This window comes from Pseudoalteromonas sp. SWXJZ94C (assembly GCF_015864385.1).
GTDB lineage: Bacteria > Pseudomonadota > Gammaproteobacteria > Enterobacterales > Alteromonadaceae > Pseudoalteromonas.
In genome coordinates, this window is record NZ_JADYXF010000007.1 from 65,982 (window position 1) to 87,403 (window position 21,422).

Annotated in this window: 21 protein-coding genes and 1 tRNA gene; 16 read left to right on the forward strand and 6 right to left on the reverse strand. The window is 37.6% G+C overall.

Annotated features, from left to right (window positions below; all coding sequences use genetic code 11):
* Positions 1-35 precede the first annotated feature (35 nt).
* Together I6F65_RS04475 and I6F65_RS04480 are read left to right on the forward strand one after the other, a co-directional pair.
* Positions 36-1,304, forward strand: a complete 1,269-nt coding sequence (locus I6F65_RS04475; RefSeq protein ID WP_024610475.1) for an inorganic phosphate transporter — start codon at positions 36-38, stop codon at positions 1,302-1,304.
* 82 nt (positions 1,305-1,386) lie between these two features.
* Complete coding sequence (locus tag I6F65_RS04480) at positions 1,387-2,313, forward strand: hydrogen peroxide-inducible genes activator (RefSeq protein ID WP_166108785.1); 927 nt, start codon at positions 1,387-1,389, stop codon at positions 2,311-2,313.
* A gap of 90 nt (positions 2,314-2,403) precedes the next feature.
* Here the strand turns inward: I6F65_RS04480 and I6F65_RS04485 are convergent, their stop codons facing one another.
* Both I6F65_RS04485 and I6F65_RS04490 read right to left on the reverse strand, forming a co-directional pair.
* Positions 2,404-2,616 (reverse strand): hypothetical protein, encoded by a 213-nt coding sequence (locus I6F65_RS04485; protein WP_024610477.1) that lies wholly within the window; start codon positions 2,614-2,616, stop codon positions 2,404-2,406.
* Positions 2,617-2,817: 201 nt separating this feature from the next.
* A complete protein-coding gene (locus I6F65_RS04490; protein ID WP_197111711.1) occupies positions 2,818-5,334 on the reverse strand; it encodes an EAL domain-containing protein in 2,517 nt (838 codons plus the stop codon).
* A 200-nt stretch (positions 5,335-5,534) separates the two neighbouring features.
* On the opposite strand from I6F65_RS04490, the gene queA reads away from it, so the two are divergent.
* The 6 genes from queA (at position 5,535) to I6F65_RS04520 (ending at position 12,203) form a co-directional block, all read left to right on the forward strand.
* Positions 5,535-6,566: a tRNA preQ1(34) S-adenosylmethionine ribosyltransferase-isomerase QueA gene (gene queA, locus I6F65_RS04495; protein ID WP_166108787.1), complete on the forward strand. Its 1,032-nt coding sequence runs from the start codon at positions 5,535-5,537 to the stop codon at positions 6,564-6,566.
* 172 nt (positions 6,567-6,738) lie between these two features.
* Positions 6,739-7,866: a tRNA guanosine(34) transglycosylase Tgt gene (tgt, locus tag I6F65_RS04500; protein ID WP_166108788.1), complete on the forward strand. Its 1,128-nt coding sequence runs from the start codon at positions 6,739-6,741 to the stop codon at positions 7,864-7,866.
* A 26-nt stretch (positions 7,867-7,892) separates the two neighbouring features.
* A complete protein-coding gene (gene yajC, locus I6F65_RS04505) occupies positions 7,893-8,231 on the forward strand; it encodes a preprotein translocase subunit YajC (protein WP_024610480.1) in 339 nt (112 codons plus the stop codon).
* Positions 8,232-8,250: 19 nt separating this feature from the next.
* Positions 8,251-10,110: a protein translocase subunit SecD gene (secD, locus tag I6F65_RS04510; RefSeq protein WP_024610481.1), complete on the forward strand. Its 1,860-nt coding sequence runs from the start codon at positions 8,251-8,253 to the stop codon at positions 10,108-10,110.
* Positions 10,111-10,119: 9 nt separating this feature from the next.
* Positions 10,120-11,067: a protein translocase subunit SecF gene (secF, locus tag I6F65_RS04515; protein ID WP_166108789.1), complete on the forward strand. Its 948-nt coding sequence runs from the start codon at positions 10,120-10,122 to the stop codon at positions 11,065-11,067.
* A gap of 326 nt (positions 11,068-11,393) precedes the next feature.
* Positions 11,394-12,203: an ABC transporter substrate-binding protein gene (locus tag I6F65_RS04520; protein WP_166108790.1), complete on the forward strand. Its 810-nt coding sequence runs from the start codon at positions 11,394-11,396 to the stop codon at positions 12,201-12,203.
* A gap of 44 nt (positions 12,204-12,247) precedes the next feature.
* On the opposite strand, the gene suhB is transcribed toward I6F65_RS04520, so the two are convergent.
* Positions 12,248-13,051 (reverse strand): inositol-1-monophosphatase, encoded by an 804-nt coding sequence (suhB, locus tag I6F65_RS04525; protein WP_024610484.1) that lies wholly within the window; start codon positions 13,049-13,051, stop codon positions 12,248-12,250.
* Positions 13,052-13,326: 275 nt separating this feature from the next.
* Here suhB and I6F65_RS04530 point away from each other — a divergent pair, with 275 nt between their 5' ends.
* Positions 13,327-13,743 (forward strand): VOC family protein, encoded by a 417-nt coding sequence (locus I6F65_RS04530; protein WP_166108791.1) that lies wholly within the window; start codon positions 13,327-13,329, stop codon positions 13,741-13,743.
* A 92-nt stretch (positions 13,744-13,835) separates the two neighbouring features.
* Here I6F65_RS04530 and I6F65_RS04535 read toward each other — a convergent pair whose 3' ends face one another.
* On the reverse strand, positions 13,836-14,498 hold the full coding sequence (locus tag I6F65_RS04535) for a LiaF domain-containing protein (protein WP_024610486.1): 663 nt from the start codon (positions 14,496-14,498) through the stop codon (positions 13,836-13,838).
* Positions 14,499-14,816: 318 nt separating this feature from the next.
* Between I6F65_RS04535 and I6F65_RS04540 the strand changes: the two genes are divergently transcribed.
* Together I6F65_RS04540 and I6F65_RS04545 are read left to right on the forward strand one after the other, a co-directional pair.
* The gene (locus I6F65_RS04540) at positions 14,817-15,386 is read left to right on the forward strand and encodes a BON domain-containing protein (RefSeq protein WP_197111713.1); all 570 of its coding nucleotides are present in this window, start codon (positions 14,817-14,819) and stop codon (positions 15,384-15,386) included.
* Between the two features lie 70 nt (positions 15,387-15,456).
* Positions 15,457-15,615: a YqaE/Pmp3 family membrane protein gene (locus I6F65_RS04545; RefSeq protein WP_033024301.1), complete on the forward strand. Its 159-nt coding sequence runs from the start codon at positions 15,457-15,459 to the stop codon at positions 15,613-15,615.
* Between the two features lie 123 nt (positions 15,616-15,738).
* On the opposite strand, the gene I6F65_RS04550 is transcribed toward I6F65_RS04545, so the two are convergent.
* Entirely contained in the window at positions 15,739-17,358 is a 1,620-nt protein-coding gene (locus tag I6F65_RS04550; RefSeq protein ID WP_331461415.1) for an L-lactate permease, read from the reverse strand.
* 232 nt (positions 17,359-17,590) lie between these two features.
* Here I6F65_RS04550 and I6F65_RS04555 point away from each other — a divergent pair, with 232 nt between their 5' ends.
* Positions 17,591-18,088: a hypothetical protein gene (locus I6F65_RS04555; protein WP_024610489.1), complete on the forward strand. Its 498-nt coding sequence runs from the start codon at positions 17,591-17,593 to the stop codon at positions 18,086-18,088.
* Between the two features lie 243 nt (positions 18,089-18,331).
* Positions 18,332-18,408 (forward strand) — tRNA-Ile (locus I6F65_RS04560).
* Between the two features lie 487 nt (positions 18,409-18,895).
* On the opposite strand, the gene I6F65_RS04565 is transcribed toward I6F65_RS04560, so the two are convergent.
* On the reverse strand, positions 18,896-19,225 hold the full coding sequence (locus tag I6F65_RS04565; protein ID WP_024610490.1) for a 5-carboxymethyl-2-hydroxymuconate Delta-isomerase: 330 nt from the start codon (positions 19,223-19,225) through the stop codon (positions 18,896-18,898).
* A 240-nt stretch (positions 19,226-19,465) separates the two neighbouring features.
* Here I6F65_RS04565 and I6F65_RS04570 point away from each other — a divergent pair, with 240 nt between their 5' ends.
* From I6F65_RS04570 to I6F65_RS04580, 3 genes are read left to right on the forward strand one after another with little or no spacing between them, the layout of a single operon-like run.
* Positions 19,466-19,951 (forward strand): CreA family protein, encoded by a 486-nt coding sequence (locus I6F65_RS04570; protein WP_166108794.1) that lies wholly within the window; start codon positions 19,466-19,468, stop codon positions 19,949-19,951.
* 29 nt (positions 19,952-19,980) lie between these two features.
* Complete coding sequence (locus tag I6F65_RS04575; protein ID WP_166108795.1) at positions 19,981-20,754, forward strand: hypothetical protein; 774 nt, start codon at positions 19,981-19,983, stop codon at positions 20,752-20,754.
* A gap of 11 nt (positions 20,755-20,765) precedes the next feature.
* Positions 20,766-21,416, forward strand: a complete 651-nt coding sequence (locus I6F65_RS04580) for a LysE family translocator (RefSeq protein WP_024592503.1) — start codon at positions 20,766-20,768, stop codon at positions 21,414-21,416.
* Positions 21,417-21,422 lie beyond the last annotated feature (6 nt).

Below are 21,422 nucleotides of genomic sequence, written 5' to 3' on the forward strand. Positions count from 1 at the left end.
CACTCAGTTCAATCACGAAAGATTAAGGTTTTACAATGGATATCATTGCATCTTACGGCACGGTATTAATTTTAATTGCCGCAGCAGTCGGCTTTTTTATGGCTTATGGTATTGGCGCGAATGACGTAGCTAACGCCATGGGTACATCAGTAGGTTCTAAAGCGTTAACGATAAAACAAGCTATTTTTATAGCGATGATTTTTGAATTTGCAGGCGCTTACTTAGCTGGTGGAGAAGTAACATCGACAATTCGTAAAGGAATTATCGACGCAACACCATTTTTAGATATTCCAGAACTGATGGTTTTGGGTATGATCTCGTCTTTATTCGCAGCAGGCGCTTGGCTATTAATGGCTTCATTTTTAGGCTGGCCGGTTTCGACTACTCATTCAATTATTGGTGCAATCATCGGTTTCGCTCTTGTTGCAGTGGGCACTGAAGCGATTCAATGGGATAAAGTTGGTGGTATTGTTGGTAGTTGGATTATAACCCCAGCTATATCTGGCTTTATTGCATACTTAATATTTATGAGTGCACAAAAACTTATTTTTAATACTGATGCACCGCTAAAAAATGCTAAACGCTATGTACCACTTTATATGGGTTTAGCTGGCTTTATTATGGCTTTGGTTACAATTAAAAAAGGTTTAAAGCACGTTGGTGTAGACCTAGGCGCAGTTGAAGGGTATGCCTTAGCAATTGCTGTAGCAGTTGTTGTTGGTATAATTGGTAAGATTGCTATCTCTCGCTTAAACATTGATCCTAAAGCAGACAAACAAATGCAGTTCAACAATGTTGAAAAAGTATTTGCTGTATTAATGGTATTAACTGCATGTTGTATGGCTTTTGCACATGGCTCTAACGATGTTGCAAATGCAATTGGTCCACTAGCTGCTGTAGTAAACATTGTTGAAAACAACGGTGAAATTGCTAAGAAAGCTGCTATTGCTTGGTGGATTCTACCTCTAGGTGGTTTTGGTATTGTTGCTGGTCTTGCTATTTTAGGTAAAAAAGTAATTAAAACGATTGGTGAAGGTATTACACATTTAACACCTAGCCGTGGTTTTGCTGCTGAACTAGCTGCTGCTTCAACAGTTGTTATTGCATCTGGTACCGGTATGCCAATTTCTACTACTCAAACCTTAGTTGGCGCGGTATTAGGTGTAGGTATGGCACGTGGAATTGGTGCTCTTAATATGGGCGTTATTAGAAACATTGTAGTTTCTTGGGTAATTACATTGCCAGTTGGTGCTGCCCTTGCTATTGTTATTTTCTACGTACTAAGAACCGCTTTTGGGGTTTAACAAAAAAGTACTCAAAGACTTTTAGCTTGAAAAGATCTCAATGCCCTAGGTGTTGGGGTCTTTTTATTTGTGGAAAGAAAAAATGACTAATCTTCCAAGTATTAAACAACTACAGTATTTATTGGCTGTACATCAGCATCAACACTTTGGTCGCGCAGCAAGTGCATGCTTTATAGGGCAATCTACCTTAAGCAGTGCTATCCAAAACCTCGAAGAAACTTTGGGTTGTCAGCTTATTGAACGCGAAAATCGCAGCCTTATGTTTACCAGTATTGGTGAGGAAGTAGTAGAGCGCTCTCGTAAAATAATTAACGATACAATTAGTTTAAAAGAGCTTACTAAAAGCTTTTTAACACCACTAAGTGGCAAACTCACCGTTGGTGTAATACCCACTATAGCGAGCTTTATAGCCGCTCCTTTGTATCATTTTTGCAAAGAAACCTTTTGTGATTTAGAACTTATATTAATAGAAGATACAAGCGATAAACTGCTCGATAAGCTTGAGCATGGTCATATCGATTTAGCACTATTAGCTTTGCCTTACGAAACTGATAAATTTCATACGCAAGTTCTCGCAAAAGATCAGTTTAGTTTGGTGCATCATAAAAATTATACCGCTGCAAAAGACGTAGTAGACTTTAACCTCTTACCAGAGGCTAGCGTATTCTTATTAGAGCGTGAGCACTGTATGACAGGCCATGCGCTTAGTGCGTGTCATTTAAATCGTGCTAGTTGTATTAATCCATTTGAAGCGGCAAGCTTACACACATTACTTAGCATGGTTGAGTATCAGCTAGGGGTAACTTTTTTACCTCAGATGGCAATTAATGCCGGAATTTTAGAAAATAAGAATATGGTGGCAACACCATCACAAAGTGATGCATACCGAGATATTGGTATTTTGTGGCGTAAAACGACAGGGCGAATTCGTGATTTTAAATTGTTTAGCCAACAGCTTGAGTTATTTTTAAAGCATCAATGTAGCTTAGATTTTACCAAAGCAGAGTAATATTAATTAAAGGTAGTTATTAAAATATTACTTGCTGTAATAATGATTACTTACTTTATAGAATTAGTATAATTTAAAAAGTAGAGCAGCCTATAAAGGCTGCTTTTGTTCATGGGAATGGCTTTCAAAAGGTTCTAGTTCAGGTAAAAATAATAAGTAAATCCAAACTACTAAGTTAAAATAAGGTATGCATCCCAATATGGTAAATACTTTAACAGGGTAGCCTTTAATACATGCGTAACGGTAACATTGGTAAGCAATGGTAAAGTGAATAATCAGTAATAAAATAACTAATTGCATCATACCTTTCTCCTTAAAATCCAAAGTAGCAGTAAGCTCATCATCATAGTTATGTACTGATAAGTGGTAATGTTACTTCTTTAACATGTAATACATTAAAGTGCGTGACATTTGTTGAGCAGTAAGGAAAGTATAGGTAAGAAAGGTAATAATGGTAGTAATAAAATGCTTAAAATTGTTTAATAATGTTTATTGTTAGCTAGGTTATTGTTGGTAAAAAGTTTTATTGTTTAAAACTTTTTCAAGCTCCGCTTTTACTTTTTCAACAGGGATTGGGCGCGCTATAAAGTAGCCTTGCCCGTAATCTACACCAATCTCCTTTAGTGCGAAAAATATTTCTTTATTTTCAACATATTCCGCTACAGAGCGTTTATCGAGTGAGCGACTTATATCGTTAATGGCTTTAACTAATGCTAGGTCTATAGGATCATTTAGCATGTCACGTACAAACGAGCCATCAATTTTTACATGCTGTGCAGGTAATTGCTTTAGATAATTAAAAGTACTAAAGCCTGTTCCAAAGTCATCAATCGAAAAGTGACAGCCTAAGCTATTAAGCTTTTCGATCATTTTGCGTGTTGCCTTTAAGTTATTAATGCTTGCTGATTCGGTTATTTCAAAAATAATACGGCTAGGTGATACTTGGTACTTTGCTAAATTCGATTCTATAAGAGGCAGTAATCGTTCATCTAAAAATGATTGAGCGGATAGGTTAATTGCCACCTGGTTGAGTTCTGGGTGTTTTGATACACATTCAATAGCGTTACGAATAACGCACTGATCCATTAAAAATGTATCATTTAACATCTCTAATGAGGGAATAAATTGGTCAGGGTATATCAGCTTATCATTAAGCTTTAAGCGCAGAAGGGCTTCAAAATAAGCAACTCTACTTTCTTTGAAATCCCATATTGGTTGATAATGAAGTTCTATATTATCTTGTTTTAGCGCTTGGCGAATTTCATGACCCCACTCTAAACCCGTTTGCAGCGTGTTATTTTGTGCATCTTCTTTGCAATAACAGTGAACTAAATTACGACCTAAATTTTTAGCAATATATAGTGCGATATCAGCTTGTTTTAAACATTCATTAGGGTCGCAATTTTTTGATGTTATTTGAGCTAAACCAATAGAACAACTTATTGTATAAACTTGATCGTCTGATTTAAAAGCATGTTTTTCGATTGCGCTACATACGCCCTCAGCAACTAAGTGCGCCTCAAGTAAGTTCATGTTGGTTAAGATTACAGCAAATTCATCTCCACCAATTCGGCAAACAAGATGTTCATCGCCAATATTTTCTTTAAACAACCTTGCCGCTTCTTTTAAAACAATATCACCTTGGTGATGACCTTGGCTGTCATTTATTATTTTAAAATGATCAAGATCGATATAAATTAAAGCATGTTCGATATTTGAGTGTGTATGTTTAGGTTGGCATATACGATTAAGTTGTTGGTCAAAGTAATAGCGATTGTGCAAACCGGTAAGAGTGTCGTGCAATGCTAAATGACGCAGTTGTAGTTCAGCTTGCTTTCGTTCATGAATATTATCGATTGTCGCTGTAATAGTGGCATTATTATGGCTGTTTTTAATAAGCTGTAGCCTGCATTCAACCCAAATTTTACTACCATTCTTTTGATTTATTTTAACTTCAATCTGTTGTTTTTGTTCACCACCATGCAGAATATCATTTATTGTACTTTGTAATTTTTTTCGACACTCGTCAGTACAAAAATCAGTTAATGATTTCTGTAAAGACGTTTTAACGCCAAACCCGCTTAGTGTTTCCCATGCTGGGTTTATAAAGCGAATATGACCTTGCTGATCAAGCTCAAGCACAACGGTATTTAAATGTAATAAAATACGTTGGTGGGCAGAGAACAACTCTTTATATTTCATTTCGCTTAAGCTTAGTTGCTCTACTTTATGAGCAAACTCAGCGTAGCTAACCATAAAATCTTCGCGGCGAGCAGCGTGATCACAGACTTTATTTAAAAAAGAAGAGTCGTAAGGTGCGCGAATAAAATCAGTAACGCCAGATAGTAAAAGTCGCTCGGCATAGTCGGCATCAGCATTATCTATAATTGTCACAATGGCTTGTTTAGAGTTGTGTTGCAGAATGTTTTCTACTAACACGCTAGCTCTATCGGCTCTGTCTGCAGTGGCATCTAAAAGTACTATTGCAAATTGTTGCTGGTTATAAGCATTAAGAGCTGATTTACATGATGTTACATGTGTAATTGCAAAATTTAGTTTGAGTTCTTCACTAATGCTATCGGCTTTGCTTTGAAGTGGCTCTAATAATAATAGGTTTAATCTACTGCTTTTTTCTAAATGAGTTGACAGTACATTAGCTAAAACCTGTGGCAACATGTCTTGATGTTCAAAAGGTAATACTGCATCAATACCATAACTGCGTGCCGTTGTTTCAGCTATTCGCTCGCAATAGATAGGGGGAATAAGTAATATTGGCGTATTTTTAGGGGTTTTTAATAAGCCTGAACGAATCATTCGTGAAAAGCGCCAACCATCAATTTTACCAACATTTAGCCCAGTAATAATAATATCGACAGGTTGTTGTTTTAAGATTTTTAAAGCTTGTTGGCTGTCTTGCGCTTCAATAAAATTAAATACATTTAAATTATTTAAAGTGGTACGAATAGTACGTCGTTCAGCACTACTTGCATTTAATATTAGCAACTTAAGCTGATTTTCCACGTGCTGGGTACTCCTACCAAAACTTAAAATTATTTAACGAAGTTAGAGTAATGATATTTTTTGATAAGAACAAGGTAATTCAGCGTAAGTACATATTTAAAATACTTTTTTTAAATTAATAGAAGTTAGACCGATTTCTTGAGCTTAATACACGATAGTTATACACTTGGCGCGATTTTAAATGATGTGGATAACCGATTATGCGCGTGGCTGATTTTAGCTTTGACTTACCTGATGAATTAATAGCTCGTTTTCCTAAAGCGGATCGAACGAGTAGTCGCTTATTTAGTCTCGATGGACCAAGTGGAGTGGTTGAGCACAAAGTATTTAGCGACATACTTGAATTAGTAAATGAAAATGACTTATTGGTGTTTAATAACACCAGAGTAATACCTGCACGCATGTTTGGTCAAAAAGCGTCTGGCGGCAAAGTTGAAGTGTTAGTAGAGCGAGTGCTTGATGAGCATCGTGTACTTGCGCATGTGCGCGCAAGCAAATCATTGAAACCAGGCAACGAAGTCATTCTTGAAGGTAAAGCAAAAGCAGTTATGGTTGCGCGTCACGATACATTATTTGAGCTTGAGTTTGATCATAGTCAAAATGTTCTCGACATACTGAACGATATTGGTCATATGCCATTACCGCCGTACATAGACCGTCCAGACAATGAAGCAGACCGTGAGCGCTATCAAACAGTTTATGGTGAAAAACCAGGTGCTGTAGCAGCCCCTACTGCTGGCTTGCATTTTGATGATAAGTTAATGGCAGCGCTTAAAAGTAAAGGCGTTCAAATGGCTTTTGTTACTCTGCACGTTGGTGCTGGTACGTTTCAGCCTGTACGAGTTGACAGTGTTGATGAACATATTATGCACTCAGAGTATATAGAAGTACCTGATGAAGTTGTAGATGCAGTGGCGCAAACTAAAGCTCGAGGCGGTCGAGTTATTGCTATAGGTACAACGTCGGTTCGTTCATTAGAGTCTGCAGCAAAGGTACATGGCGGTAAATTAGATACTTACTTTGGTGATACAGATATATTTATCTACCCGGGTTATCAGTTTAACGTTGTTGATGCCATGATAACTAATTTTCACTTACCAGAATCAACACTTATTATGCTTGTTAGTGCATTTAGCGGGCAAGACAACATAATGAATGCATACAACACCGCGATTGAAAAACAATATCGCTTTTTTAGTTATGGTGATGCAATGTTTTTAACTCGTAAGTAATTAAGCTCAACCAAAATGATTAAAAACCCCAGCAACGTTGTTGGGGTTTGTGTTTAGGATAGTTAATCGAGATCGAATTCACCGCAGCTAATAGTATTAACTTAGCAAAAAGGGTAGAATCGAGCGGTTAAATTATAGCTTGTTGGACTGTTTTTCTGACATTGAGGATGATATGAAATTTGAATTAGACCGTACTGACGGAAAAGCGCGCCGCGGCCGCTTGATTTTTGACCGTGGTGTTATAGAAACACCCGCATTTATGCCTGTAGGTACTTACGGTACTGTTAAAGGTATGACACCGGATGAAGTAAAAGCAACCGGTGCACAAATATGTTTAGGTAATACTTTTCATTTAATGCTTCGCCCAGGTACTGAAATCATCAAGCAACACGGTGATTTACATGACTTTATGAATTGGGATTTCCCAATTCTAACTGATTCAGGTGGCTTTCAGGTTTTCAGCCTTGGTGCAATGCGTAAAATTACCGAAGAAGGTGTGTTATTTAGCTCACCGGTAAACGGTGAAAAAATTATGATGTCGCCAGAAAAATCAATGGAAGTACAACGTGATTTAGGCTCAGACATCGTTATGATTTTTGACGAATGTACACCATACCCTGCTACCGAAAAAGAAGCGAAAGACTCTATGGAGCTATCTCTTCGTTGGGCTAAGCGCTCTAAAGAAGGTCATGGCGATAACCCATCTGCTTTGTTTGGTATAATTCAAGGTGGTATGTACCCAGAGTTACGTGCACAATCGCAAGCCGGTCTTGAAGACATTGGTTTTGATGGCTATGCATTAGGTGGCTTATCGGTAGGCGAGCCTAAAAACGAAATGATGAATATTCTTGATCATTGCGCGTTTAAAATGCCAGAAGACAAACCTCGTTATTTAATGGGTGTTGGTAAGCCAGAGGATTTAGTTGAATCGGTTCGCCGTGGTATAGATATGTTTGACTGTGTTATGCCAACGCGTAACGCTCGTAACGGTCACTTATTTATTACTACCGGTGTTGTTAAAATTCGTAACGCTGTGCATAAAACAGATACTGGTCCACTTGACCCTGAGTGTGATTGCCATACGTGTGGAAACTATTCACGCGCGTATTTACATCACCTTGATAAGTGTAACGAAATTTTAGGTGCACGACTAAATACAATTCATAACTTACGTTACTATCAACGTGTTATGGAAGGTTTACGTAACGCGATTAGCGAAGGTAAATTAGAAGAATTCGTAAAAGATTTTTATGCTCGCCGAGGCCAAGATGTGCCAGAGCTTGCTAATATCACAAATTAAAACTTAAAAATTAAAGAGGAAGTATCATGAGTTTATTTATTTCAAACGCACACGCAAGTGCTGGAGCTGTTGGCGCTGGCGGCGGAACTATGCAAATGCTAATAATGTTAGCTATTTTTGGTTTAGTTTTTTACTTTTTGATTTATCGCCCACAAGCTAATCGTGTTAAAGAGCATAAAAGCTTAATGAATGCGATGGCTAAAGGTGATGAAGTACTTACTCAAGGTGGTTTAGTGGGTAAAATTATAAAGATATCTGAAGATAAAGACTTCATCGTTATCTCACTAAATGAGCAAGCAGAAGTAACAGTACAAAAGTCATCTGTATCTGCGGTATTGCCAAAAGGCACAATGAAGTCGCTATAAAAATAATAAGGACGTTTCCGTGTTAAACAAGTTTCCACTTTGGAAATATTTACTTGTTTTAGCTGTGGTAGCCATTGGCCTTTTATATGCCTCTCCAAACTTGTATGGTCGCGATCCGGCTATACAAGTTTCAGGTGCTAAAGGCGCTGATGTCGATCTCAGTGTTGTAGACAAAGTAAATTCAATCCTCAAACAACATAACGTAACCGCTAAATCAACAGTACTTGAAGATGGACAAATTTTAGTTCGTTTAAAAAATGTTGAAGAGCAGCTAAAAGCGCATGATGTGCTGCGCGACTCACTTAGCGACGACTACATTTCTGCTATAAATATGGCTCCAGCTCAACCAGCGTGGTTAAAAGCGGTTGGTGGAGAACCAATGAAGCTCGGTCTTGATTTAAGTGGTGGTGTACATTTCACTATGGAAATCGACATGGCTACGGCGGTTGATAACCAACTTGAGCAAATGGAACAAGATTTTCGTAGTGATTTACGCGAAGAAAAACTACGTTACCGTAGTGTTCGACGTGTAGCCGGTTCTGAGCGTATGCGTGTAGAAATGCGTACCGAGGAAGATAAAAACGCAGCTGAAAGTGTTTTAGAAACTCGCTACCCACTAAACGTTTACATTGATGACAGCAGTAACGATAAAGCATTTTTTGCGACGATGAGTGAGCAAAAACTCAAAGGAATTCGTGACTACGCTATCAAGCAAAATGAAACGATTATTCGTAATCGTATCAACCAAATTGGTGTTGCTGAACCAAACGTACAGCGTCAAGGTTCTGAGCGTATTATTGTTCAACTTCCAGGTATTCAAGACACTGCTCGCGCTAAAGAAATATTAGGCGCTACGGCAACACTTGAATTTCGTGAAGTAGACGAAAATGCCGATGCAAGTGCTGCTGCCCAAGGTCGAATTCCTGCAGGCACTGAAATGATTATGAGCCGCGACGGTTATCCTGTGGTTCTTAAAAAACGTATTATTTTAGAAGGCAGCCATATAACTGGCGCGCAATCTGGCGCTGATGAATACCAACGCCCACAAGTAAGTATTACGTTAGATAGCAAAGGTGGGGCAAAAATGAATGCCTTTACCAAACGTGCTATTGGTAAGCGCATGGCAACGGTATTTATTGAGTACAAGCCATCAGGTAAAAAAGATTCAGACGGTAAAGCACTTCCACCGATTAAGGTTGAAGAAGTCATTAACGTAGCAACTATTCAAGCTCGTCTTGATCGCTCGTTCCGTATTACTGGTATTGATAATCCTGCTGAAGCGCATAACTTAAGTTTATTACTACGTGCTGGAGCACTTGTAGCGCCAATTCAAATTGTTGAAGAGCGCACAGTAGGTCCAAGCTTAGGCCAAGAAAATATTGAAGCGGGTATGACTGCGGTTGCACTTGGTTTTGCGTTTGTACTTGTGTTTATGCTTGTGTACTACAAAGGCTTTGGTATGGTTGCAAACCTTGCGCTTGCGGCTAACTTAGTGCTGATTGTAGGTGTTATGTCTTTAATTCCAGGCGCTACACTTACTCTGCCTGGTATCGCAGGTATTGTATTGACGGTTGGTATGGCTGTAGATGCTAACGTACTTATTTTTGAACGTATACGTGAAGAGCTAGCCGATGGTCGTAGCCCTCAACAGGCGATTCATTTTGGTTACGATAGCGCATTTAGCACCATATTTGATGCCAACATCACTACTCTGATCGCTGCCGTTATACTGTTTGCAGTGGGCACAGGTCCAATAGCAGGCTTTGCGGTTACACTTGCGATTGGTATTTTAACTTCAATGTTTACGGCCATTGTTGGTACCCGTGCGGTAATCAACTTATTTGTTGGTGGTAAACGTGTTGATAAACTTTCGATTTAAGGAGCAGACATGCAAATTTTAAGTTTGGGTAGTAGAACCCTTCGTTTCATGTCTCTTCGCAAAGTGGCTATGGGCTTTTCGACGTTATTAATTTTAGCGTCGTTTGCATCAATTTTTGTTAAGGGTTTAAACTTTGGTTTAGATTTTACAGGCGGTACTGCTGTAGAAGTTGGTTTTTCACAACCAGCAGACCTTAAAAAAGTACGTGATGCACTAGCTGATAACGGCTTTGCAGATGCATCGGTGCAACTATTTGGTTCAAGCCAAGAGATTTTAGTTCGCTTAGCACCACGTGGTAACGATGTAAAAGCCGAAGTAATTGGTAACCAAGTAATTGATGCCCTAAAAAAAGCTGATGACAGCGTAGTAATGCGCCGTATTGAGTTTGTAGGTCCAAGTGTAGGTGAAGACTTAAAAGAGCAGGGTGGCCTAGCCATGTTAACTGCGCTTATTTGTATTTTAATCTACGTTGCATTTCGCTTTGAATGGCGTTTTGCTGTTGGTGCGGTAGGTGCACTATTACACGATGTTATTATTACTGTCGGTTTATTTTCGATACTAGGTTTGGAGTTTGACTTAACTATATTAGCGGCAATTCTTGCGGTAATTGGTTACTCACTTAACGATACAATAGTTGTATCAGACCGTATACGTGAAAACTTCCGTAAGGTACGTATCGACGATACAGTAGAGATTATAGATATTTCACTTACTCAAACACTTAATCGTACTCTTGTAACATCAATCACCACTATTTTAGTATTGATTGCCTTGTTTGCTTGGGGCGGACAAACTATTCATGGCTTTGCAACTGCATTGCTGTTTGGTGTATTTATTGGTACTTATTCTTCTATTTATGTTGCGAGCTCTGTTGCTATTGCGATGGGTGTAAGTAAAGAAGATTTAATACCAGAAGTAATTGAAAAAGAAGGCGCAGACCAAGACGCTATGCCGTAATGGTTTTGTAACTACTTTAAAAAACCGCTCATTGAGCGGTTTTTTATTGTCTGTAATATATTTATGTTCACGATTTTTTAGCTTTACTGTGCAAGTATGAATAAACAGTGCTAACTTTGTAGAGCACACCATGAGTGTAACTCTGTACTATGTACTATGTATTTAAAATAAGTATTAATAGCGCGGTTATTAATAAGTACAGTTACATAATATCTTCATCGTTATCTTATATTTAGGCGCTGGAAGCTATTTAGCTTAAATAACGCGATAATTTAAACTATCAATAATAACTGTTAAAACTACCGATAATAACTAAGGTGATAATTATGTTGCCATTAAAGTATTTGATTAACGTAGTAAGTTTGTTTGTATGCAGCGCTTTAGCGAGTGAGGTAAATATAGTAAATATAGCGCAGGAGCAGCGTGTGCAATATGCTCGTGACGATTACCTTAACGAGCTATTAGAAAAAGCATTGGTGAGCGCACAATACCCTGCAGAGATTAACCCCGTTTTAATTCATCCCCATCAACAACGCACTTTAATAGCGCTAGATACAAAAAATTTAGATTTATACTGGAGTATGAGCAGCCCCGAGAGAGAGTCTCTAGCTATTGCGATTAAAATCCCATTATTTAAAGGCTACATAGGTAAAAGGGCGTTATTAACAAGTAAAAACAGCGTTACTAGATTTAAAGGTATTACTAGTTTAGAGCAGTTAGGTAAGCTTTCTGCGGTGCAAGGTCATGATTGGCCAGATACAAAAATAATGGCGTTTAATGGCTTACATATAAGGCCGCTTGCAAATTATCAAGCTATGTTTGCCTTAACAAGTGCAGGGCGTATTGATTACTTTCCACGTTCATTTATCGAGGTTAATTCAGAGCTTCTAGCTAATAAACAAAGCAACCTAGTGATAATACCTAACTTATATATAAGTTACCCAACAGGATTCTATTATTTTGTATCAAATAGTAAGCCAGAGCTTGCAGTGGCAATTGAAAAAGGGCTTAAAATAATGCAAAAAAATGGTGAGTTTGATACGTTGTTTGATGAATACTTTGCAAAGGATTTAAATACATTACCTTACGCAAAAGGTAAAACAGTAGAACTTAAGCTAGATAACCCTTATTTTTAAGCACAAAAAAAGGAGCCTAAGCTCCTTTTTCGTCATGCTATTTATTAGCGAAGTAACGACTCAGTTAGTACTGGACGAATTTCACGAATAATTGCTTGAGTAAGTTTTGGTGAACCACAGATAATATTACCGCTGTGGTTATAGTTATTACCACCAGCAAAATCTACAACCATACCGCCAGCTTCTTTAACCATAAGTTCGCCCGCTGCAGAATTCCAAGGTTTTAAACCAATTTCAAAAAAGCCATCAACACGACCAGCAGCAACATATGCCATATCTAATGCAGAACAACCTGCACGGCGAATATCAGCTGTGTGTGCAAACAATGCTTTGAATGCTTCTGTGTATGCATCCATGTGGTGTTTATTTTTGAAAGGGAAACCAGTTGCAAGTACAGTGCCCGCAAGAACCGTAGTTTTGCTTACACGTAGACGTTTGCTATTAAGTTGAGTGCCTTGACCGCGAGATGCAGTGAAAAGCTCACCACGAATTGGATCATAAATAACGGCTTGGTCTAAACGACCTTTAACTTTAAGTGCGATAGAGACCGCGTAATGAGGGATACCTTTGATGAAGTTAGTTGTTCCATCGATAGGATCTACAATCCATTGGTAATCATCATCCTTGCCTTTATGCTCACCTAGTTCTTCACCAACAATTGAGTGAGTAGGGTAAGACTGTAAAATTGTGTCGCGAATTACGGCTTCGGCTTCTTTATCAATGTTAGTTACTAAATCGTTAGCGCCTTTTTGTTGCACTTCAACTTTTGATAAATCTTCACTTGCGCGAAGTAAAATTTTGCCTGCGTTGCGCGCAGCGCGAACCGCAATGTTTAACATTGGATGCATGGTATTACCTTTGGGTTGTAAAAGAACGTTTATATATTTCAGCCGGCGTATTTTAGCGACTTTTGACATAAAGTAAACAATAAACCCTAAATACTTATGTTTGTTTTTTATACTATATTGAAAATTTATATATTTTTAAAAAATAATAATGAGCAATTAATAAGTCATTATGTTCCTTTGTGTATTAATCAAATCGAATTAATTTTAAATAATGCTTTACCTAAAGTTAGCTTGAGGTTTTACCGTGTTCCTAACTTAATTGATAGGACAACATTATGTATTTAGAGCACGTAAACTTAGTCGCGAATGATATAAATAGTATGCTTAAATTTTACCAAGCAGCATTTCCGTATTGGTTTATAAGAAGCGAGGGAACTGGTACTTGGTATGGTAAACCAAGGCGTTGGGTACACTTTGGAGATGCGACGCAATACATTGCAATAAGCGATCACGGGGAGGGTGAAAATAGAGATTTATCAGGGCATCAAGTTGGCTTTGCGCACTTTGCCTACGTGACAAATAATTTAGATGCTACAGTACAGCGTTTACAAAAAGCCGATTTTAAAGTAGCTAAAAAAGGAAGTGAAAACCCATTTAGAAAAAACGTTTATTTTATTGACCCAGCGGGCTTCGAAATTGAATTTGTTGAATACTTAAGTGATATTCCAAGTGAGAGGAATAACGACTTATGACGCATATTAGTCGTGGATATTAAGACCGCAGCATGCGGTGCCTAATAAAGTAAATACGTGATTTATATTGTAGATATAATTTTTAACGCTAACTATTGATGCGTAGAACCACCACCTAGTTGTGCTTTTAGCTCATTAGCAAAGCTTATAAACTTTTCTTTTATAGTACGTTTTATTTTTACTTCAACCGATCCCATTACCGCTTTTCCTTCAATATGAATTGTTGGACCTTGGCGCTTGTTTAGTGAGACCGACTTATTTTCAAGGCTACTTAAAATGCAAAACATTTTAGAGACTACATTTACGTGCTCAGGTACGTAAATTTCATCACTGCCAAAAATACAGTTAACATGAATAGTTACGTTTTGATGAGCAAAAATGGCATCAGTAAAATCAAGTACAACCGATCCCATAAAGTTACTCAAATATATATTTTTTGGCACGACCCACTGACCGCTGCGCTCGTTAGAGCCTAAAATGCTGCGCAGCGTAAAGTCATCATCACTTGTTTGCTGCGCGCTGTAGTTTGGCGAAAACTGAGATTGTTTTTCAGCTTTATATTGTTGATCAGTATTAAGCGTTAAATCTTCAACCAGCATTAGTAGGGCTTTGTTGTTGGTTGCATCCATCGCATTATCTAAACGTCGTTCAAATGCATCAACAGAAATAACTCCATGGCTGTAATTATAAATTAATTGATCAATCACTTGTTCACGTACCTGTTCTATTGGACGATCTTCTAGTTTTACTGACATGGGGCATTCCTTATTATATTAACTATTGTTTATGTATAAGCAAGGCACGTACCAAATATAAAGCTTTAATTAATCAATTACTTAAGTTTTATGTATTAAAAATGTATTTGTTATATTAACGATAGATTAACCAAAACAGCAATTATCTAGCTATTTTCACTACTTGAGAAATTTTTACCGATAAGCCTGTAAATAATTACTCACAACGATCATAGTGTTTATGGTTATTATTTTTTAAGTTGTTGATATATATATTTAAATAAGGTTGGCGTGAAGTTCGCATTAGTTAAAGTGTCTTTAATCAAAAGGAGAAAGATTATGAAAACATTTAACAAATCTATTATCGCGGCTTTAGTTCTTGGTACTACGGCTATGAGTGCCCAAGCAAACAGCTGGGAAAACGAAAGTAAAGATGCTTGGATTGATGGTAAGGCAGAAACAGTGCTTCTTATGAACACTAATCTAAACAACTTTGACATTAACACTGATGTAAAAAATGGAAAGGTAGTACTTACAGGTAAAGTAAATAGCGAACTAGATAAAGAGCTTGCTGAAGAACTTGTACTTAGCCTAGACGGCGTAACCGACGTTGATAATAGCCTAACGGTTGTTAACAACATGGATGCGAAAAACACTGATAAAAGCATGATGAACGACAATGATGATAACGACCTAACCGACGCTAAAATCACAACAGTAATCACAACTCGCTTCTTATTTGACTCGGAAGTTGGCGGTACAGATATTGATGTAGATACCGACAACGGTGTAGTTACCCTAAATGGTTCTGTTAAGTCAGAAGCCGAAAAGCAGCTAGCAGTTAAAATTGCTAAAAATGCTGAAGATGTTCGTGACGTAGTAGATAAACTAGCTATCGTTGCTGAATAATTTTGCATTATGAAAACCCAGCACCGCTGGGTTTTTGCTTTTTAACACTTAACTTTACTGGAGTTTAATGATGGATATCATTCGTATCATCTTGTCTGTTTTACTACCGCCACTGGGTGTGTTTTTACAAGTTGGCTTAGGTTTACACTTTTGGCTAAATATTGTATTAACGCTGCTTGGTTATTTCCCCGGGTTAATACATGCAATTTATATTATTGCGAAAAAGTAATCCCACGCGGCTTGTTGTGTAGTCAATTAATTAAAGTGAGCTTTACCTAGCTGTACTTTAATTAATTGACTCACATAGAACACTATATTTTTAACCTTTAGTATTACTACTTAAATACAATATTTATAATGAGTGAGTAACAAGCGATAAAAGCATTACCCACACACACAAAAATGCAAGCATACCCAAGCTGTATTTAATTGATGCCCTAAGAATATCGCCTTCACGACCCGTAAGCCCCACTGCACCTGCTGCAATTGCAATAGATTGTGGCGAAATGACTTTAGCGACAGCTCCTCCCGCAGTATTTGCAGCGACTAATAATGTTGGATCGACACCTATTTTAGTTGCGGTAATCGATTGAAGCTGGGCAAATAAAGTATTGTTGTTAACAACAGAGCCGGTAATAAACACGCCAAACCAGCCAATAATCGGAGATAAAAGCGGAAACGCGATCCCAACAGCGGCCAGAGCGTTACCAATAGAGGCTGTTCCTCCCGAAAGGTTAGCAATATTCGCTAACGCAAGAATCAAAGCAATAAGCACAATTGATTGCCAAAGATCGCAGACAGTCTTACTGAATGTTTTTAGTACATCAGTTAGGTGTAATTGCTTAGTCGTAACAAAAATGATGATGATAGCAACAAGAATAGCAGTGCCAGTGGCGTTAATTGGTGTAAAAGCCCATGTTGCAGTACTTGCTTGGGTAGCACCACTTGAGACAATAACACCGGTAATTCCTGGTAGTGAAAATTTTAAAACGAGGGAGGACAATACACCTCCCTCCAAAAAAAGCGCTTTGAAAGCAGGAATGCTCCATACAAAAATTGCTGCGGTTAGAATATAAAATGGGCTCCATGCTACGAGTATTTTTTTAAAACTCTCTTTTACAGGAGTTGGCGCTGGGCTGTTATTCTCGCGGTAAATGTGTGAAGGTTTCCAAAAGCGACCTACAATAACAATCATTACCATAGCAAGGAGACCAGGAAGAATATCGGCAAGTTCAGGTCCAAGAAATATTAATAGAGAAGCTTGTGATACATTATATGTAACGCTCACGGCTAAGGTTATTGGCAGGGTTTCACGAAATCCACGCCATCCATCAAGAATCATCACCAAAATGAAAGGGGTTGCAAAAGAAACGAGTTGAAGTACTAATACCAAATCGAATGATAAATCAGCTAGGTTAACGCCCCCAACTTTTGCAGCAACGATAACAGGAATACCTATTGCGCCGTATGCGCCGGCAGCAACATTTGCCACTAAAGAAAGCATTGCTGCTTTAACGGGCTTAAACCCGAGTTGCACCAATAACGCAGCACAGATTGCGATTGGAACGCCAAACCCCGCAGCACCCTCAAGAAACGCACCAAAACCAAAGCTAACAAGAAGTACTTGTATACGCTGATCAGCAGAAATACCTGCAATACTGTTTCGCACAGTATCAAAACGGCCACTTGCTACGGTCAAACGATAAAGTAGCACTGCCAGCACTATTATGTAAGCAATAGGCCAAATTGCAGTAAGCACGCCTAAAAACCCCGCACCAGCAATACTTGCCACAGGCATACCAAAAGGCCACATAGCGATAATTACCTGTAAAATAAGTGCAATAATACCTGCTGTTATGCCCTTCATTTTGAAAGCCACTAGGCATAATAAAAAGACAAGGATAGGGAGTACGGCAACCAAAGCTGATAACCATAGCCCATTTAACGGATTAGTATCTTGATACCACATCATACTTAAAAACTCTTATAGTAGAATTAATTATACTTTGTATAAAATATACTCTTATTCAGTATGTAAGTATCAAGATTTAGTAATAACTATGATATGGATCTTATTTTTTATGAATGTAATGTAGCGTTTTACTTAAAATAATAAAATTTCGACTTAAACGTTTATTTTTGACTACAATAAACGCCTATCTTTTATTTAGTCATCGTGTATAAAAATGCTCTAAGAGGTTTAATTGAATAGTCGTCTTATATTATCTGGCATCGTGTCATTTGTTTTTTATTTTGGTTGGGCTTATTGGGCAAATAGCGCAGATGATATTGCTCAGTCAGTTACGCTACAAGCTGCTCTGGTACAAGGCTCATACAGTGGTTTTGTGACCCTGTTTTTTACTTTTATTTTAGAGAAAGTCGTAAATAAGTATAAAACGAGTTATGTATCTTTAGCTTTTGTAAGCCCTATTATTTGTATGTTCCATTCTAAAACACCTCAAAATATAGCCATACGACAAAGTTTTAATAACGCGATTAATTTATCTGCTTCGTATTTAAACAATAAGAGGGTGGCAGGAACGTTATTTGCCCCAATCATTCCAATTTTTGTGCAGTCAATCTTGGTTATTACGGTTAATGTTATAAACCAAACACCTAATTTGGCACTTACTGTAGCCCCAAGTATTTTTTTTACAGCCCTGTACGCTTACACATATATGTTTGCTTTACTTAAAAAGTAACCACCAGAACACTAACTTTTATTTAAGTAAGGCTTTTTGAATAATCATTAAAGTAAAAAATATCTATATTTAATACATATACCCGCTAAAAAGATTACTATTTAAGCAGTTAGCTTATTGATTGTTAAAATAAAGGTTTTTGGTAGTGACAAGCACCTAAAAAGTTTTTATACTGCAGTCCGCTTTAGTCGCTCTGTGATTGAACGCTTCAAAAATTAACTGTTTTACAGTTATATAAAAGTTGGCCCCTTAGCTCAGTTGGTTAGAGCACACGACTCATAATCGTTAGGTCCCCAGTTCGAGTCTGGGAGGGGCCACCACTTTTACAAACTTCCCAAGTAAATATCAACCAAATACTTTATCTAGATTTAACAATTACTATTAATTTAAAATAGATAGCATGCTTTTTAAATTTAACTAAATTAGTTCAATATCAGATTTTGATTACATTTTTTCTGCGACATATCATTTTATCTTTATCTTTATCTTTATCTTTAAAACTAAAACTAATTGGTATTGATGAAAAGAGTGTAACTCTAGGGGAAGGTAGGTTTGCATATGACAATTTTGAAGAGCTTATTTGAAATTAAATTCTAGCTGGTAATGAACTTGTCACTAAAAATACTTACGAATATTGCTTTATAAAATTAAAGCGAGAAAAATTTAATAATGGGCAAACATAAAACCATTTATATCTTTAATCGCACCTCTTTGAAAGCTTCTATTTTATCAAATATTACTAAAAAACCCCTCTGGGATTTTTTAGTAATTAGAGTCAGTTTTTTGCTTAAGGACTAAAAGAGTTAATTAGTTTTTACGATATATCTCATGCTTAATGTCGTAAATATTAACGCTTAAGCTGTCTGAATCTCGGCAATAAGTTTTTAAACAATCGAGTAAGCTTTCACTCAGCATTTGTTTTTCTTCAATCGATCTTCCCTCTAAAATATGTACCGCAATATGTATAAATCCTGATTTTCCTGCACCAAGTTGATACTGCTGATAAACAATAGCGCGTGTTTTTATGGTTTCTAAATCAAATAAGTTGCTTTGGAACGCGGTGGTATGAATTTTCTCTACGAGTACCTGTGGTAATACAGGAAGATCTTCTGAGTGTTCAATAATAATATGCGGCATTTCGGCTTTCCTATTATAAGTTATTACTTGCGGTGCGAGCCTTATTATACCAAATACACTGATGCTCGCTAACCCCTGAACGGCTGAAAACCTTTACTCTAAAGTAATTTAGCCGTATTTATTTTTGATGTTAATATAAGTACATACATGTGAACCCAAACTTATTAACAGGTACTAAATTGTATTAACTTAAATAATGGGCTCAACATTTCACTTTTTAATAAGCTATTAAGGATGAGTATGAAATTACCACAAAAATTTAAACGTTTGGCTGTGCTTGCAAGTGCCGTTATTACGTTAAGTGCTTGCTCTGATGATGTAGCATCGGTAAGTTTAGGATTGTTTACTACCAAAGATGTAGTTGTTAATTCGCAGCAAGATCCAATCATCAAAGGCGTTACTTGCCACATTAGCCACATTGAGGCTGATTTAGATTTTTCAGATCCATCTGATATGTCTATTGCGTGTCGACAAACTGGGCCAATTACAGCAGAACAGTTACAAGAAATTGACCGAAGTAAGTCGGGCGAGGTGGTATTTAAATCGTCTAAAAGTATTTTATTTAAATCATTAAAAGTGCGCCGCATTTACGATGCCGAAAACCGTACATTATTGTACTTATCGTATTCAACTAAAGAATCTAGTGGTAGTCATCATCATGCGTTATCTACTGTACCGCTGTATAACACTCAAGCGTGGGAATGGGCGCTTACACAAAAAAACTAAACTAGCACTAAAACTTATAAGAGCACCTTATGTTAGCTTTATTTAAATCGGCACCATTATTGGAAGATCAAGAACAGCAATGGCTTATTGATACGTTTATTTGGGCGGTAGAGAATTTTGATGCTGAGTACTTTACTAAGCAAACAAAAATAGTATTGCCGACAGCAGCGTTTTTTCCTGATTCGGTATCGAGTATTGAAGAAATGGCGACGAACGTTTTTACCCGCGTTACTAATTATGCAGGTATGAGCGCGTGGCCTATTCAGCTAGTTGCACCTCAGCAATTACAGCCTCAGGTTTTTCCGCACTTTGAATTTAGCAATGAAATACGTGGAGAAGGAAGCCACTTAATTGTGCCGCCTAGCCATACTATTAATATTTCTTTTAATCCTAATCAGATTAATCAGCCACAGGATTTAGTGGCAAGTTATGCAGGCACGCTTGCCACCATACTTATTCATCACGTTGGTGTGTTACCGCCAGGTGGTAAAGAGTATTTACCACAAGCTGCCGATGCGCTTGCCTGTTTTTTAGGGTTTGGTGTGATGATGAGCAACACGGTGTATCAGTTTAAGGGCGGTTGTGGTTCTTGTTACAACCCATACGCTAACCGTGAAGCTAAACTAAGTGAAACACACACCGTGTTTATGCATGCACTTATTAGTTACTTTAAAAACGATAAAGACTCTAAAAAGCATTTAAAACCGCATTTACGCAGCCAATTTAAAAAAGCACAAAAAGAAATTAAAGCACTGATAAGTAACTCGGCTAACCCGCTGTTACTAGCTTATTCGCCAAACTAGCAAGGACATGCGTGGAATACTTAGATGAATTTTTACTGATTGTTATTGCTCATTTTTTTGCAGTAGCAAGCCCTGGACCTGACTTTGCCGTAGTGCTTAAGCAAAGCGTGCAACAAGGTAGGCGTAACGCATTGTGGACAAGCGCAGGTGTTGGTGCTGCTATTTTACTACATGTTGCATATTGTGTTTTAGGTGTTGCGCTTATTTTAACGCAATCACCTAATTTATTTATGGCGCTTAAATATCTTGCAGGTGCTTATTTAGCTTACTTAGGCGTACAAGCACTTAGAGCAGCAAAACCTCCTACAAGTATTAAAGACAATAATGAAGGCAATATTGAAAACGATATTAAAAACAAAACCGTTCAAGAGGAACCCGTTTGGCTTGCTTTTAGGCGTGGCTTTTTAACAAATGCATTAAACCCAAAGGCAACGTTATTTTTTATGTCGTTATTTACACTCGTGATTAGCCCAACAACACCCACTAGTGTACAGGTAGGTTACGGCGTATACATGGCACTGGCTACTTGGGCGTGGTTTTCAATGCTGTCAATAATGCTTTCTAGAAATAGCGTAAGGGGTTTTTTCCAGCGACGTGGTTATTGGTTTGACCGTGGAATTGGCGTTATTTTAATTGCCCTTGCAGTACGTGTTGTTATTTAACTTATT

What these genes read in the sequence shown, in the direction of transcription:
- I6F65_RS04475 (WP_024610475.1), top strand. Translation starts at nt 36, where the DNA reads ATGGATATCATTGCATCTTACGGCACGGTATTAATTTTAATTGCCGCA.
- I6F65_RS04480 (WP_166108785.1), top strand. Translation starts at nt 1,387, where the DNA reads ATGACTAATCTTCCAAGTATTAAACAACTACAGTATTTATTGGCTGTA.
- I6F65_RS04485 (WP_024610477.1), bottom strand. Translation starts at nt 2,616, where the DNA reads ATGATGCAATTAGTTATTTTATTACTGATTATTCACTTTACCATTGCT.
- queA (WP_166108787.1), top strand. Translation starts at nt 5,535, where the DNA reads ATGCGCGTGGCTGATTTTAGCTTTGACTTACCTGATGAATTAATAGCT.
- tgt (WP_166108788.1), top strand. Translation starts at nt 6,739, where the DNA reads ATGAAATTTGAATTAGACCGTACTGACGGAAAAGCGCGCCGCGGCCGC.
- yajC (WP_024610480.1), top strand. Translation starts at nt 7,893, where the DNA reads ATGAGTTTATTTATTTCAAACGCACACGCAAGTGCTGGAGCTGTTGGC.
- secF (WP_166108789.1), top strand. Translation starts at nt 10,120, where the DNA reads ATGCAAATTTTAAGTTTGGGTAGTAGAACCCTTCGTTTCATGTCTCTT.
- I6F65_RS04520 (WP_166108790.1), top strand. Translation starts at nt 11,394, where the DNA reads ATGTTGCCATTAAAGTATTTGATTAACGTAGTAAGTTTGTTTGTATGC.
- suhB (WP_024610484.1), bottom strand. Translation starts at nt 13,051, where the DNA reads ATGCATCCAATGTTAAACATTGCGGTTCGCGCTGCGCGCAACGCAGGC.
- I6F65_RS04530 (WP_166108791.1), top strand. Translation starts at nt 13,327, where the DNA reads ATGTATTTAGAGCACGTAAACTTAGTCGCGAATGATATAAATAGTATG.
- I6F65_RS04535 (WP_024610486.1), bottom strand. Translation starts at nt 14,498, where the DNA reads ATGTCAGTAAAACTAGAAGATCGTCCAATAGAACAGGTACGTGAACAA.
- I6F65_RS04540 (WP_197111713.1), top strand. Translation starts at nt 14,817, where the DNA reads ATGAAAACATTTAACAAATCTATTATCGCGGCTTTAGTTCTTGGTACT.
- I6F65_RS04545 (WP_033024301.1), top strand. Translation starts at nt 15,457, where the DNA reads ATGGATATCATTCGTATCATCTTGTCTGTTTTACTACCGCCACTGGGT.
- I6F65_RS04550 (WP_331461415.1), bottom strand. Translation starts at nt 17,358, where the DNA reads ATGATGTGGTATCAAGATACTAATCCGTTAAATGGGCTATGGTTATCA.
- I6F65_RS04565 (WP_024610490.1), bottom strand. Translation starts at nt 19,225, where the DNA reads ATGCCGCATATTATTATTGAACACTCAGAAGATCTTCCTGTATTACCA.
- I6F65_RS04570 (WP_166108794.1), top strand. Translation starts at nt 19,466, where the DNA reads ATGAAATTACCACAAAAATTTAAACGTTTGGCTGTGCTTGCAAGTGCC.
- I6F65_RS04575 (WP_166108795.1), top strand. Translation starts at nt 19,981, where the DNA reads ATGTTAGCTTTATTTAAATCGGCACCATTATTGGAAGATCAAGAACAG.